Origin of the sequence: Sulfitobacter sp. CW3 (genome assembly GCF_019392245.1) — a bacterium.
In the GTDB taxonomy this organism is placed as follows: Bacteria; Pseudomonadota; Alphaproteobacteria; order Rhodobacterales; family Rhodobacteraceae; genus Sulfitobacter.
Map to the genome: position 1 here is coordinate 61,577 of NZ_JAHXRL010000001.1, position 14,564 is coordinate 76,140.

At 58.9% G+C, this 14,564-nt stretch carries 13 protein-coding genes; 7 read left to right on the plus strand and 6 right to left on the minus strand.

Annotated elements, in window-relative coordinates; all coding sequences use genetic code 11:
• Positions 1 to 107: 107 nt before the first annotated feature.
• Positions 108 to 2,060: an acetate--CoA ligase gene (gene acs, locus KZZ06_RS00245; protein ID WP_219578031.1), complete on the minus strand. Its 1,953-nt coding sequence runs from the start codon at positions 2,058 to 2,060 to the stop codon at positions 108 to 110.
• A gap of 386 nt (positions 2,061 to 2,446) precedes the next feature.
• Between acs and dctP the strand changes: the two genes are divergently transcribed.
• From dctP to KZZ06_RS00260, 3 genes are all read left to right on the plus strand, one after another.
• A complete protein-coding gene (gene dctP, locus KZZ06_RS00250) occupies positions 2,447 to 3,463 on the plus strand; it encodes a TRAP transporter substrate-binding protein DctP (protein WP_219578032.1) in 1,017 nt (338 codons plus the stop codon).
• 73 nt (positions 3,464 to 3,536) lie between these two features.
• Positions 3,537 to 4,166, plus strand: a complete 630-nt coding sequence (locus tag KZZ06_RS00255; RefSeq protein WP_219578033.1) for a TRAP transporter small permease subunit — start codon at positions 3,537 to 3,539, stop codon at positions 4,164 to 4,166.
• A 2-nt stretch (positions 4,167 to 4,168) separates the two neighbouring features.
• A complete protein-coding gene (locus KZZ06_RS00260; RefSeq protein WP_219578034.1) occupies positions 4,169 to 5,569 on the plus strand; it encodes a TRAP transporter large permease in 1,401 nt (466 codons plus the stop codon).
• Here the strand turns inward: KZZ06_RS00260 and KZZ06_RS00265 are convergent.
• The gene (locus KZZ06_RS00265; RefSeq protein WP_308339984.1) at positions 5,555 to 6,655 is read right to left on the minus strand and encodes an AI-2E family transporter; all 1,101 of its coding nucleotides are present in this window, start codon (positions 6,653 to 6,655) and stop codon (positions 5,555 to 5,557) included. The genes KZZ06_RS00260 and KZZ06_RS00265 overlap by 15 nt on opposite strands.
• A gap of 161 nt (positions 6,656 to 6,816) precedes the next feature.
• Here KZZ06_RS00265 and KZZ06_RS00270 point away from each other — a divergent pair, with 161 nt between their 5' ends.
• Positions 6,817 to 8,271: an aldehyde dehydrogenase family protein gene (locus tag KZZ06_RS00270; protein ID WP_219578035.1), complete on the plus strand. Its 1,455-nt coding sequence runs from the start codon at positions 6,817 to 6,819 to the stop codon at positions 8,269 to 8,271.
• Positions 8,272 to 8,301: 30 nt separating this feature from the next.
• Here the strand turns inward: KZZ06_RS00270 and KZZ06_RS00275 are convergent, their stop codons facing one another.
• On the minus strand, positions 8,302 to 8,832 hold the full coding sequence (locus KZZ06_RS00275) for a peptidoglycan-binding protein (protein ID WP_308339985.1): 531 nt from the start codon (positions 8,830 to 8,832) through the stop codon (positions 8,302 to 8,304).
• 207 nt (positions 8,833 to 9,039) lie between these two features.
• Here KZZ06_RS00275 and KZZ06_RS00280 point away from each other — a divergent pair, with 207 nt between their 5' ends.
• Both KZZ06_RS00280 and KZZ06_RS00285 read left to right on the plus strand, forming a co-directional pair.
• Positions 9,040 to 9,363 carry a 2Fe-2S iron-sulfur cluster-binding protein gene (locus KZZ06_RS00280; protein WP_219578036.1) on the plus strand — a complete coding sequence of 108 codons (324 nt, stop codon included), beginning with the start codon at positions 9,040 to 9,042 and terminating at the stop codon, positions 9,361 to 9,363.
• Entirely contained in the window at positions 9,363 to 10,145 is a 783-nt protein-coding gene (locus KZZ06_RS00285) for a VCBS repeat-containing protein (protein ID WP_219578037.1), read from the plus strand. The genes KZZ06_RS00280 and KZZ06_RS00285 overlap by 1 nt, the downstream gene beginning before the upstream one ends.
• Positions 10,146 to 10,215: 70 nt before the next feature.
• Here the strand turns inward: KZZ06_RS00285 and purD are convergent, their stop codons facing one another.
• Positions 10,216 to 11,481 carry a phosphoribosylamine--glycine ligase gene (gene purD, locus KZZ06_RS00290; protein ID WP_219578038.1) on the minus strand — a complete coding sequence of 422 codons (1,266 nt, stop codon included), beginning with the start codon at positions 11,479 to 11,481 and terminating at the stop codon, positions 10,216 to 10,218.
• Between the two features lie 94 nt (positions 11,482 to 11,575).
• On the opposite strand from purD, the gene xseA reads away from it, so the two are divergent.
• Positions 11,576 to 13,051, plus strand: coding sequence for an exodeoxyribonuclease VII large subunit (xseA, locus tag KZZ06_RS00295; protein WP_219578615.1), 1,476 nt, complete (start codon positions 11,576 to 11,578; stop codon positions 13,049 to 13,051).
• A 9-nt stretch (positions 13,052 to 13,060) separates the two neighbouring features.
• On the opposite strand, the gene KZZ06_RS00300 is transcribed toward xseA, so the two are convergent.
• Both KZZ06_RS00300 and KZZ06_RS00305 read right to left on the minus strand, forming a co-directional pair.
• Complete coding sequence (locus KZZ06_RS00300; protein WP_219578039.1) at positions 13,061 to 13,456, minus strand: hypothetical protein; 396 nt, start codon at positions 13,454 to 13,456, stop codon at positions 13,061 to 13,063.
• A 52-nt stretch (positions 13,457 to 13,508) separates the two neighbouring features.
• The gene (locus KZZ06_RS00305) at positions 13,509 to 14,516 is read right to left on the minus strand and encodes an alkane 1-monooxygenase (protein WP_219578040.1); all 1,008 of its coding nucleotides are present in this window, start codon (positions 14,514 to 14,516) and stop codon (positions 13,509 to 13,511) included.
• Positions 14,517 to 14,564: the final 48 nt, after the last annotated feature.

Genomic DNA, 14,564 nt, shown 5'->3' on the forward strand with positions numbered 1-14,564 from the left:
GATCCAATGCAGTTGCGTCGCCTGATCATTGCAGATGTGCAAAGGGGCACCTGATAAGATGCCCCCTGCGTTTGATGGATGTTTTGAACTCAGTTCGGAAACAGACGTTAGCGGTTCATCCGGTTTTCGATCAGTTCATCGACAACCTCTGGTTCTGCCAACGTCGAAATATCGCCAAGCGCGCCAAAGTCGTTTTCGGCGATCTTGCGCAGGATGCGGCGCATGATTTTGCCGGACCGTGTTTTCGGCAAGCCGGGTGCCCACTGGATAAGGTCTGGCGACGCGATGGGGCCGATTTCGGTGCGTACCCAGTTGCGCAATTCGGTGCGCAGCTCTTCCGTAGGCTCTTCGTCCGCCATCAATGACACATAGCAATAGATACCTTGGCCTTTGATATCATGCGGGTACCCAACCACTGCCGCCTCGGCTACTTTTGGGTGGGCGACCAGCGCGCTTTCGACTTCGGCTGTGCCCATGCGGTGACCGGAAACGTTGATCACGTCATCGACGCGGCCAGTGATCCAGTAATCGCCATCTTCATCGCGGCGGCAGCCATCACCGGTAAAGTAATAGCCCTTGTAGTCGCTGAAATAGGTCTGTTCGAACCGCTCGTGATCGCCCCAAACGGTGCGCATCTGGCCCGGCCAGCTGTCCGCGATACACAGGACACCTTCGACGCCGTTACCCTCGACAATCTCGCCGGTGGTCGGTTCCAGCACGACCGGTTTGATGCCAAAGAACGGCTTCATCGCGGCACCGGGTTTGGTGGCATGGGCACCGGGCAGGGGGGTCATCAGGTGGCCACCGGTTTCGGTTTGCCACCAGGTGTCAACGATGGGGCATTTACCTTTGCCCACGACATCATTGTACCAGTTCCACGCTTCGGGGTTGATCGGCTCGCCCACGGTGCCCAGCAGTTTCAGGCTGCTAAGGTCGCAGCCTTCGACAAATTCGGCGCCTTTGCCCATCAAGGCACGGATCGCGGTGGGGGCGGTGTAGAACTGGTTAACCTTGTGCTTTTCGCAGATTTGCCAGAACCGGCTGGCGTCTGGATAGGTCGGCACGCCCTCAAACATCAGTGTGGTCGCGCCGTTGGCCAGCGGGCCATAGACGATATAGCTGTGGCCCGTGACCCAGCCCACATCGGCGGTGCACCAATAGACATCGCCATCGTGGTAATCGAATGTGACCTCGTGGGTCAGTGCCGCATAAACCAGATAGCCACCTGTGGAATGCACCACGCCTTTGGGCTGGCCGGTCGAGCCTGAGGTGTAAAGGATGAACAGCGGATCTTCGGCATTCATGGCCTCGGGGGCGCAGGTGTCGGCGGCGTCTTTGGCGAGCGCTTTATAGTCGAAATCGCGCCCTTCGGTCCATGTGGTCTGACCACCTGTGCGCTTCACAACCAGACATTTGACGCTGTCCTTGCAATGCAGCAGCGCCTGATCAGCATTGGTTTTCAGCGGCGTGGCCTTGCCCCCGCGTGGGGCGTAATCGGCGGTAATGACGACTTTGGCTTCGGACCCGTTCACACGCGATGCCAAAGCATCAGGCGAAAATCCTGCAAACACGATCGAATGAATGGCACCGATCCGTGCGCAGGCCAGCATGGCATAGGCCGCTTCGGGGATCATCGGCAGATAGATGACAACCCGGTCGCCTTTACCCACGCCCAAATCGCGCAGGATATTGGCCATTTTGCAGGTCTGTGCGTGCAATTCTTTATAGGTGATGTGTTGCGCGTCTTCTTCGGGGCTGTCGGGTTCCCAAATGATCGCGGTTTGATCGCCGCGGGTTTCAAGATGGCGGTCAATGCAGTTGGCACTGACGTTCAGCTCTCCATCGGCGAACCAGTTGATTTTCACCTGACCAAAGGTGAAATCCACATCCTTGACGGTGGTAAAGGGCGTCATCCAGTCAACGCGCTGTGCCTGCTCGCGCCAGAACCCGTCTGCATCCTCGATCGAGGCTTTGTACATCGCGTCGTATTTTGCCGCGTTTACATGGGCACCCTCAGCCATTTCGGTGGATGGCGGATAGGTTTTGGCTGCGTTGGACATTGTTTCCTCCCTCAAGGATCTTAACCTTCAAATGACCGTATCAACCTGTTGGTTGGCCGGTCCTCCCGTGTCGGATCATAGCGGCAACTGAAAAGAAGGGAATAAGTATCTGTAATGGCGGGGTTTGTCTGTAAAGTTTTTTCCCTATAGGGGTGGTGTTTTGTAAATTATTGTCAGTCGCGTGCGAAAATCTTCCGATTTTGCCGCTGATTACATGTTAACAATGCTCCGCCATTTTACACGCGCAAGTAGCGGCGAAAATCGGATTTGTGTAAACCGTGTAAACCCACAAGGGATACAGGGTGTTCTGGGGTTGGCAGACTTGCCATGGGGAGTTAATGTTTCGACAAGCGGAACCCATAGGTCCGCATCAAGGGAGAAACCACATGAATAACCTTTTGAACGGCGCAGCTGTCTGCGCCCTGACGTTTGCATTTGCATCGCAAGCTGCCGCAACCGAATGGAACGCTTCCGTTTGGGGCAAGCGCCGTGCCTTTACCGAGCATGTTGAGAAAATCGCAGAGCTGGTATCCGAGAAAACCGGCGGCGAATTCACCATCAACGTCAGCTATGGCGGCCTGTCCAAAAACCGCGACAACCTGGATGGTATTTCCATCGGTGCCTTCGAGATGGCCCAATTCTGTGCCGGCTACCACGCCGACAAAAACCGCGCGATCACCGTGCTTGAGCTGCCATTTTTGGGTGTAACCAACCTGAAAGAAGAAGTCGCGGTATCCCGCGCTGTTTATGCGCACCCTGCCGTGACCAAAGAGATGGCGCAGTGGAACGCACGCATGCTGATGACATCGCCAATGCCGCAATATAACCTTGTGGGCACAGGCGAGCCGCGCGACACGCTGGCCGAGTTTGACGGCATGCGGGTCCGCGCAACAGGCGGTTTGGGCAAAGCGTTCGAAGCCGTTGGTGCTGTGCCAACATCCGTGACGTCCTCCGAGGCATATAATGCGATGGAATCGGGTGTTGTCGACACGGTCGCATTTGCCCCGCACGCGCACCTTAGCTTTGGCACGATCAACAAGGCTGACTGGTGGACTGCGAACCTGAACCCAGGCACCGTGAACTGCCCGGTTGTTGTGAACATCGACGCCTATGATGCGCTGTCTGATGCCGAAAAAACCGCGCTCGACAGCTCGGTAGACGAGGCGCTGGATCACTATCTTGCCAACTATGGTGAGCTGCTGGCGCGTTGGGATTCCGTTCTTGAGGAAAAAGGCGTTGAAAAGGTGATGTACGCACCCGAAGTCATCGCCGAGTTCAAAGCCAAGGCTGCCGATCCTGCCCGCGAAGAGTGGATCAAGGATATGGAAGCCCAAGGTATCCCGGGTCAGGAACTGTATGATCTTGTGATGACCACATTGGAAAAAGAACGCGCCTCTAACTAAGGTGTGTCATGGGGGCTGCGCGTGGGCGCGGCCCCTTTTTACGTTTTATTCCCCTTTTTGAAAGGAAAGCGTCATGGCCGGATCCTCTGCCGTGCTCGAAGATGGCAGCTTGCTAAGCCGTCTCGACAAAGGTCTTTTGCGACTTGAAACTGCCTTTGCCCTTGCGTCGGGCATCGCGGTTTTCATGCTGATGGTGCTGGCCGTTTGGTCTGTGGGGGGGCGCAAGTTTTTTGCAACCCCATTGGCCGGTTATGTGGATTGGATCGAATTTGTCATGCCGCTGATCGCGATCATGGGGATTTCGTACACTCAGCGGAACGGCGGCCATGTGCGGATGGATATTCTGATTGGCCAGCTTAAGGGCCGCGCGCTTTGGGCCGCTGAAATGTTTTCCGTCCTGCTGATCTTTATCCTGATGCTGGCGTTGATCTGGGGATCATGGGCGCATTTTCAGCGCAGCTTTGATTTCGCGGCACCGTTTTGGAGCCGGGACAGTTCGATTGATATCGGGTTGCCGATCTGGCCTGCCAAGCTGATTGTCCCGCTGGCGTTCGGCGTCCTTGCGTTGCGATTGCTGCTGCAAATCTGGGGCTACGGGCGTGCGTTTATTTTGGGGCTGGAACACCCCGTTGCTGTACCGCTGGTACAATCGGCCGCCGAACAGGCGATGGCCGAGGCTGAACATTTGGATGGGCGGGACTGATCATGGATTCTATTGAAATCGGCCTATGGGTCTCGGGCGGTATGCTGTTGATGGTCGTTCTTGGCATGCGCGTGGCCTTTGCCGCCGCATTGGCAGGTCTGATCGGCCTCGTTTGGATATTCTGGGCCAAAAAGGGCATGCAATGGTCTGAATTAGACTGGGCGTTGACCGTCGCGATCAAAACCGCGGGGCAGGTGCCCCATTCCAAAGTGTCCAGCCAAACCCTAAGCCTGATCCCGACATTCATTCTGATCGGGTTTCTGGCCTATTATGCGGGTCTGACCCGCGCCCTGTTCGAGGCCGCTAAACGCTGGATCGCATGGTTGCCGGGCGGCTTGGCTGTCTCAACCGTGTTTGCGACCGCCGGTTTTGCCGCCGTGTCCGGGGCATCGGTGGCGACGGCTGCGGTGTTTGCACGGATCGCAATCCCCGAGATGTTGGCCATCGGCTATAACAAGAAATTTGCAGCGGGTGTGGTTGCGGCTGGCGGTACATTGGCGTCACTGATCCCGCCCTCGGCTATTTTGGTGATCTACGCGATTATCGTTGAACAGGACGTTGGCAAGCTGTTGCTGGCGGGCTTTATTCCGGGTGCGTTTTCCGCTGTTATCTATGCGATCCTGATCGTTGGTATTGCGACCATCTGGAAGAACGTTGGCCCCCCCGTAGGCGGCTTTACATGGCGGCAACGGTTTGAATCCCTGCCTGCGGCCTTGCCGATCTTTGCCGTGGTCATCATCATTATCTTCTTCGTCTACAACCCGTTTGGCGACGCGTGGGGCACCCCGACCGAAGGTGGTGCAGTGGGCGCGTTCATCGTGTTCCTGATGGCGCTTTATCGTGGCATGCGCTGGTCCGAACTCAAGGACGCACTGCTGGAAACCGCCAAGCTGACAGTGATGATCTTCACGATCATCTGGGGCGTTCTGATCTATGTGCGCTTCCTTGGGTTTGCGGATCTTCCCGGTGCTTTTTCCGATTGGATTTCCGCGCTTGAGGCGTCACCGATACTGATCTTGGTCTGTATCTTGTTGGCCTATGCCGTTTTGGGGATGTTCATGGATGCCATCGGCATGCTGCTGCTGACCTTGCCGGTGGTTTACCCTGCGGTCATGGCGTTGAACGGGGGCGAATTCGTATCGGCCGCGGACAGTGCGTTTGGCATGTCAGGCCCGATGTGCGCGATCTGGTTCGGCATTCTGGTCGTCAAAATGGCCGAGTTCTGTCTGATCACCCCGCCCATCGGGTTGAACTGCTTTGTGGTGGCGGGCGTACGCCCTGATCTAAGCGTTCAGGACGTGTTCAAAGGCGTCATGCCGTTCTTTGTTGCGGACGCTGTGACGATTGCCTTGCTCGTGGCGTTCCCGTCAATCGTGCTTTGGTTGCCGTCACTCGCTGGCTAAACCGGCGCGTTGTTGTTCCCTGCTATCCTCGGGTTTGACCTGTTCTGCGGACAGGAAATTCCCGATGGTATGCAGGGGCTCAAAGTTTTCGCAGACGACTTTGAAAACCACCAAAAACGGCACCGCAACCAAGGCACCTGCAATCCCCCATAGCCAGCCCCAGAACACGACCGTCAGAAATACGGCGACCGTGTTCATCTCAAGCCGTCTGCCAACCAGCCATGGGGTGACAAGCTGACCCTCGACCATGGTCAAGACGAGGTACCCCAAAGGGGCGAGCAGCGCGTAGCCAAGGCTGTCAAAGGTGACAATCGAAAACCCTGCGACCAGTAACACACCGCCAAAGCCGCCAATATACGGCAAAAAGTTCAACATGAACGCGGCAATCCCCCAGATATAAGCAGAAGGCAGGCCCAAAGCGGTCAGATACAGCCCCACGCATATGCCAAGACCAGCGTTGATCGACGCGATGGTCAGCAGATACCGCGACACCCGTTTTTCCACGTCATACACCGTTTGCAGGGCACGTTTTTTGCCCGTCATCGTGGGCATGGATTGAACCAGCTTGAGGTAAAACAGCTCTCCCGACGACAGCAGGAACAGCGCAAGGATCAAGATTACCGCCAGCGATGCGCCCGTGGTACTGACGGTATCCATGGCAGTGTCCAACAGGCCGGGCTGGCGGACAACAACCTCTTTGGGGTCCTCAACACCGCCATTGCTGATCTTTTCCACCTCTTCGCTGGCAGACCGCATGTTTTCGACCGCTTCGCTCACACCGCTGAGTTTTTGTTTGATTTCGGTGCCCATTTGCGGAATTTCGTCGCTCCACAAGGCGACTGTGCCGGCGGATAGAACCACGATCGACATGATCACCAACGCAGTTGCCAGCACCAGCACAAATGCCGAAACCACATGGGGCACGCCAATGCGGTACAGCCCACGGGATACAGGGCTAAGGGTCAGGGCCAGCAAAAAACCCAGCAAAATCGGCAGTATAAGGTCTTTGGCAAAATAGGCCGTCACAAATAGCGAGATCAGGACCAGCATTTGCAAAGAGCGCCGGATCGAGGGCAGGTGTTCCACAAGGTTTTCCAATGCATAGAGGATTACCGAGCAAACGCGCGAACCGGGCAAAAGGTTCACGCCATCGTGAGTGATTTTGCCCGCGCGCCATATTCCCCCCTCGCGAAGCCTGCCGATCTGTGCTGATGTGCGCGTGAATGTCTGAATACGGAGAAGTCACAATGCCCATCACACCCCTAGGTCTGGACCCGACCCTTTGTTTTATCGGGGGCGCATGGGTGCCATCGCTAGAGGCCGGGCGTGTGTCGTTGCTTAACCCGTCGGATGCATCGCATCTGTGCGACATTGCGCGCGGATCTGACGCCGATATCGACCGTGCCGTTCAGGCAGCGGGGGCCGCGCTGGCCGGGGATTGGGGCCGCGCAACGGCTGCCGAACGGGGCCGGGTTCTGGCCAGGATCGGGCAGGGCGTTCTGGATCACGTCGAAGAGCTGACCCAGCTTGAGGCGTTGGATGTGGGCAAGCCGCTGAAACAGGCGCGGGCCGATGTTTTGGCGCTGGCCCGCTATATGGAATTTTACGCAGGCGCTTGCGATAAATTGCATGGCGAGACGATCCCTTATCTGGACGGCTACACCGTCTATACCTTGCGCGAACCACATGGGGTGACGGGGCATATCATCCCTTGGAACTATCCGATGCAGATCATCGGGCGCTCGGTCGGGGCCGCGTTGGCGATGGGCAATGCCACCGTCCTGAAACCCGCCGAGGAGGCCTGCCTGACGGCGATTGCCTTTGCGCAGATCGCCCATGCGGCAGGATTGCCAGCCGGTGCGCTGAACGTGGTACCGGGATTAGGGGCTGAGGCGGGTGCCGCGCTTACCCGCCACCCGGGGGTGCATCATGTGTCATTTACCGGATCGGTGGGTGTGGGCAAATTGATCCAGGAAACCACCGCCCGCAACGTGGTGCCTGTCACGCTGGAACTGGGGGGCAAGTCGCCGCAACTGGTGTTTGACGATGCCGACATTGATGCGGCGCTGCCGTTTTTGGTCAACGCGGGCATCCAGAATGCCGGCCAGACCTGTTCAGCGGCTTCGCGGATTTTGGTGCAACGTGGTGTCTATGACCGCGTCGTGGCGCAGATGGGTGAACGGTATAACGCGCTGCGCGTCGGGCCAGCCTTGGCCGATCTGGACGTCGGGCCGCTGATCTCTGCCCGCCAAAAATCCATCGTGGGTGGGTTTCTGGCCCAAGGGGACGCGCTCGAGGTTGTTGGCCGTGGGCAGATCGTGCCCGATGCCCCCGAAAGCGGTGCCTATGTCGCGCCCACGTTGTTTGCGGGCGTTGCACCCGATCATGTGCTGGCCCAGCAGGAAATATTCGGCCCCGTTCAGGTGATAATCCCCTTCGATACCGAGGAAGAGGCCCTGCGCATCGCCAACGGCACTGAATTCGGCCTTGTCGCTGCGGTTTGGTCGCAAAACGGTGCGCGCCAGATGCGGCTGGCCAAACAGTTGCGTGCGGGACAGGTGTTTCTGAACAACTACGGTGCTGGCGGCGGGGTTGAACTGCCCTTTGGCGGTGTGGGGTTGTCTGGCCATGGCCGTGAAAAGGGGGTCGAGGCACTGTACGGTTTTTCGACATTGAAGACCGTCGCGGCCTTTCACGGCTAACCTGCCTGAACGGCACGACCTAAAAAACAATCACTCCAGTGTGGCGCGATCTACCGCGATCAAGCCCAATTGGCGGGCGGTCGTCAAAGCCAAAATAGGGCTGTCTGGCCCGCCTGCACTGATCTGGTAGTTGCGCATGGCTGCGCGGGTGGGCGCATCGTAGCTGCCCGAAATCGGTCCGGTATATATGCCACGCGCCTCAAGCGCGCGCTGCAAGGTCTCAACGAATTGCGGGGTCATTTGCACAGCGCATGGGGTCTCGAACCAGTTGTCTATGCGGGGCTTGACGATCTGCTGCCGGGTTTCGGTGCGATAGATGGGAAAGGCCTGAACCTCTCCGGTTGAACTGATCTGCGCAGGCTGGACCTGCACCTGCTCGGTCACGGTTTCAATCACAGCGGGGGACACGGTGCGCCCCCAGCACGACCCGGGATGCGCGCCCGCGGGGCCTTGGGTGGTTGCCTCGATCACGCCCGGCTCTGGTGTCTCGATGTCGGCGGGCGAGGTATCGCAGCCAGAAACCGCCACACTGCACAGTGCGATCAAGCATCCTATTAACACGTACGATCGTGAAATCACCTGTCTGCCACGCCTTTGTTGGTCTTGAGCTTTGCGGCAATCTAGCCCGTTTTTCGGGCGCTGCCTAGCGCAATGCCCAAACGCGGTCTGCGTGGCGAATATGCGCAACAAAAGCCGCGCAAAAGGGGCTGGCGAAAGGGGGCAGGGCTGGCTACACATGGAGCGATATTTATTGCACAGGGGGTCAAGATGGCCAAAATCACCTACGTAGAACACAACGGCACAGAGCATGTGGTGGATGTGGCCAATGGCATGACCGTCATGGAAGGTGCGCGCGACAACAACATTCCCGGTATCGAAGCAGATTGCGGCGGGGCCTGTGCCTGCTCGACCTGTCACGTCTATGTGGACCCTGCATGGGTCGACAAAGTACCGGCCAAGGACGACATGGAAGAAGACATGCTGGATTTCGCCTATGAGCCAGATCCAGAACGCTCGCGTCTGACCTGCCAGATTAAAGTGACAGACGCGCTAGATGGTTTGCGCGTCCAAATGCCAGAAAAGCAAATCTGATGGTGGCGGGGGCGCGGCGTCAGCTGGCGCACCTGCCCAAACGTTTCACGCGCCACGCGCAGCAATTGTTGTGCGTGGCGCTGACGGTGCTGGCACCTGGATGGGCTGCGGCACAAACGATCACTGCTGCAAACTACGCCGATCCCACGACGCGCTACGATCATGGCATCCTAGGCGACGCCATCGAATGGGGCACGCTTGAAATCACGTTAGATGATGGCATCAAACGGCGTTTCATCCTGCCAGAAACACTGGTGTTCGAGGACACAGCCCCAAGGCTAGCCGACCTTGATGGCGACGGATCACCTGAAATCATAGTGGTCGAAAGCAGCTTAACGGCAGGTGCGCGACTGACTGTCTATGGCCCAAATGGCCGTCTGGCCATGACCGATCACATCGGGCGCAAAAACCGCTGGCTTGCCCCCGTCGGGGCCGCTGATTTCACCGGCGACGGCCGGCTGGAAATCGCGATGGTGGTGACGCCGCATCTTGCCGGGAAACTGGTGATCTTGGCATTTGATGGCGCGAAACTGTCTCCGGTAGCCACGACCACCAACCTGACCAATCACCGCATTGGCGACACGGACATCGCCGGGGGTATCCGCACCTGCGATAATGCCCCCCAGATGATCTTGGCGCAAATGCCGTGGCGCAGCTCGGGCGATACGACAATGGTGGCGGTCAGTCTTGTAAACGGAACGCTCAAGGTCGCGCCGTTCAAAGAACCGTTTACCGCACAAAATATCGCACAAGCCAAAAGCTGTAGGATCCATCCGCGCTAGACGCAGACTTGTCTTCCAAATGGTCTAAAATCCTGGGGGTCCGGGGGCTAGCCCCCGGTCCGACACCTGATTACGTCAGCGCACGCCAGCCAATATCACGCCGGTAAAAGCCACCCGGCCAATCGACCGCGTCAACCATGGCATAGGCCCGGGCCTGCGCCTCCGCCAGACTGTCGCCCCGCGCCGTCACATTCAACACGCGTCCACCCACGGCAACGATCTGCCCGTCTTTTTCTGCGGTGCCCGCATGAAAAACCATGTTGCGGCTGTCTTCGGGCAATGCATCCAGCCCGCCGATCACGCTGCCCTTGTCATAGTCGCCGGGATAACCCAACGCGGCCATCACGACCGTGACCGCGTGATCTTCGGCCCAGTTCACTTTCATCTCGGACAGGCGGATTTCAGCGGCAGCGTGAAGCAAATCCAACACCTGCGCGCCCAGTCGCATCATCAGCACCTGGCATTCAGGGTCGCCAAAGCGCGCGTTATATTCCACCAGCCGGGGTGCGCCGTCCTTGATCATCAGGCCTGCGTACAACACACCCTGATAGGGCATACCGCGTTTTGACATCTCGGCCATCGTGGGGCGGATGATCTCGGCTAGGGCACGTTCGGCGATTGCGTCGGTCAGAACCGGCGCGGGGGAATAGGCCCCCATGCCACCGGTGTTGGGGCCGGTGTCGCCATCGCCCACGCGCTTGTGATCTTGGGCGGTGCCGATGGGCAGGACAGTGTCGCCGTCACATAGCACAAAGAACGACGCTTCTTCGCCATCCATGAATTCTTCGATCACGACCTCGGCACCGGCATCGCCAAAGGTGCCGTCGAACATGGTATCAACGGCAGCCAGCGCTTCGGCATCGGTTTCGGCGATGATTACGCCTTTGCCAGCGGCCAGACCGTCTGCCTTGATCACGATGGGGGCAGGGTGGTCGGCCAGATATGCGCGGGCAGATGCGGCATCGGTAAAGTGGCCATAGGCCGCTGTGGGTGCATTCGCTGCATCGCAGATTTCTTTGGTGAAGGCCTTTGATGCCTCAAGTGCTGCGGCGGCTTTGGACGGACCAAACACCAGAAAACCCGCATTGCGCAGATCATCAGCGACCCCAGCGGCCAGCGGTGCCTCTGGCCCGATGATGACGAAATCAATGCTGTTTTCATCCGCAAACCCGACCACAGCCGCGCCATTGTTGATGTCGAAGGACGCGCATTCCGCAATGGCCGCGATGCCTGCATTGCCCGGCGCTACGATCAGCTTGTCGCATTTGGGGTTTTGTAAAACGGCCCAGGCAAGGCTGTGTTCACGCCCGCCGCTGCCCAAAATGAGGATATTCATGAATGCGCTCCCTTGGCCTTGGTTGCTGCGCGTTCTAAGCTGGGGCCGTGAAATACACAAGCCGGACACGAGCGCAGACCTGAAGGACGCCCGCATGGACCTGATCGACGACCCTCGCGAGGGCGAAAACAGCCCCGAATTCACCGTGACCGAGCTGTCTGGCGCGATCAAGCGGGTGATCGAGGGGGAATTTGCCCATGTGCGGATTCGCGGCGAAGTGGGCCGCGTCAGCCGTCCGCGGTCGGGGCATATCTATCTGGACCTCAAGGATGACAGTTCGGTGATTTCCGGCGTGATCTGGAAAGGCGTGTCCGCCCGTCTGGAAACCCAACCCGAAGAGGGGATGGAGGTGATTGCAACGGGTCGCATCACCACCTTTGGCGGGCAGTCGAAATACCAGATCGTCATCGAAGACATCAAACCGGCGGGCATGGGCGCGCTGATGGCGTTGCTGGAAAAACGCAAGGCGGCGTTGCAGGCCGAGGGATTGTTCGCGCCCGAACGCAAACGCGCACTGCCGTATTTGCCGGATGTGATCGGGGTCGTCACCTCGCCATCTGGCGCTGTCATCCGCGATATTTTGCACCGCTTGCGGGACCGGTTCCCGCGCAAGGTGCTGATTTGGCCGGTGGCCGTGCAGGGGGCGAAATGCGCACCCGAAGTTGCCCGTGCCATCGAAGGATTTAACAAACTGACGCCCGGCGGGGCAGTTCCCCGGCCTGATCTGCTGATCGTGGCACGGGGCGGCGGGTCGGTCGAAGACCTCTGGGGCTTTAACGAGGAAATCGTGGCGCGGGCCGCTGCCGCATCCGACATTCCGCTGATCTCGGCCGTGGGGCACGAGACGGACACGACCTTGATCGACTATGTGTCGGACAAACGCGCGCCGACGCCCACCGCTGCGGCCGAATTGGCAGTGCCTGTGCGTCACGAGCTGGTTGCGTGGCTGGACGGGCAAGAGGCGCGGATGACACGGGCGCTAAGCCAAGGGTTGGCGCGGCGCGATCAGCGTTTGCGCGATATGGCGCGGGCCTTGCCGCGGGCCGACAGTCTGCTGGATGGGCCACGGCAAAAGCTGGACGTTCTGGGCGGGCGGCTGGGGCCGGCGCTGACCTCGGGCGTGCAGAAACGCAAGGTGCGGCTGGCGGATATATCAGGCGTGCTGCGCCCCGGTACGCTGACCCGCGCCCTGCAATCCGAACAGCGACGCTTGGCAGCACTGTCATCGCGGTTCCGGCCCGAGGCGCTGGTGCAAGATCACAAACGCAAAACCGATGCGTTTCGAGCGCTTGCGCTGCGTCTTTCAGATGCGGGTCAACGTCAAACCCAAGGCTGGCGCAAGCAGATTGCGGGGCTTGATCGCTTGCATGAAATGCTAAGTTATAAATCGACGCTTGCGCGCGGCTATGCCGTGGTGCGCGGCGATGGCGGTTTGGTCACCACTAAAAAGGCCGCCCAAGACGCCACATCGCTTGAGATCGAATTCGCTGATGGCCGCATGCAGATCGGCGGCAAGGCGGGGCCGCGTAAGGCGGCGAAAAAGCCGCCCGAGCAAGGTAACCTGTTTTAAACGCTGGTCTTAAACGCCGATCTTTGGCCCGAGGCACAGCAGCTTTTCGTCGATGTCTTCCGCCTCGTATAGCTCGGTCGTGGCGGGGTCATTTTCAAACCGTGCGATCAAGCCTTGGCTGGATTTCTCAAAGGTCCAGCATTGCGGATCTGGGTTATCGTCGTAGGTAAAACAAATCTGGCCATTGTCCTCGTACCATGATCCAGGCTTGCATTCGCCATCCAGAAACGACCATTCAACGCGGCGGTTGCTAAGATAGCGTTCCGCGCCATAGGCCTGACCCTCGCTGTTATAAAACAATGTTTTACCACGGGTGTAATCATCAAATTCCTGGGCCGTCATAGCGGTTTGTGCCGCCAGCGGGGTGGTGATGAGCAAGGCAATGAACGTCAGGGCATGTTTCATAGGACAAGCTTGGCAGAAACGACGGGGCTGATCCAGCAGTGTTGCGCTGCGTTTACGCGGTTTGTTGCCAGCGGGCGACGCGGTGATCCATGACGCGCCGCCAGATCGGGGGCACCAGCGCCAGCGCGGCCATCACCGGCAGGGATCGCGGTAGAATGGGCATCGTGTCGGGGGCGACCTCAAGCGCGGGAAAGGCGCGGGCGGGGCGCATGTGGTGGTCTGAATGGCGCGGCGCGTTCAGCATCATCGCCGATGAATACCATTGTGGCGCGTTCCAGCTGTGTTGCGGGCCAACGGGTTCGATGCGGCCATCAGCGCGCGGTTTTCGGCGCAGACCGTAATGCTGCACATAGTCGGACAGCAGCAGTTGCATCTGCGCATAGAGCGCGATGGCCAGCAGGTGAAACACACCGCCCCATCCACCAATAATCGCGGCAACGCCCAGCGTTAGCGCGCCACCTGCAACATACGCAACATAGGGATGCGACCAGATCGGAAGGGGTGCGCCGCGCGCGCGATGCTTGGTTTCGGCATGCAGGCCGGTCATGAATTCACCCCGCAGGGCGCGCAGGGCAAAGGCATAGAACCCTTCGCCCAAACGGGCCGAGTTCGGGTCGGCATCGGTGGCGACGTGAATGTGATGCACCCGCAGATGCGCAGAGACGTGATGCCCGTATAGCAGCGAGCAATAGATCGCCGTGCCGATACGCCGGGTCCAGCGGTTGCTTGTGTGGATCAGCTCATGCGCGTTGGAGTTTGATACCTGTCCAAAGAACATCCCCAAGCCCAGGAAAATCAGCACCTTATCCGTGGTACCTAAATCATCGCCCGCCAGCGCCCACACGCCCAAGGGCAACAGCACAAAATGCGCGGCGGCCAAGGTCAGGCTTAGGCCGCGCCCGGTTTTATCACGTGCAGGAATGCGCCGTGTGATGCGGTCCAGGGTAAACACCAGCAGCGTGATCGACAGCAAAGCCGTCAGCGGCCAGACCCCGCCAAAAAGGCAGGCCAGCGCCAAAAGCAAGGCGGGGGTGAGGCTGGCAATGGCGTACCAGATCATCGGCATGGCTCCCTTCGGGGGTTACAAGTTTCTTATAGGCGAAATGCG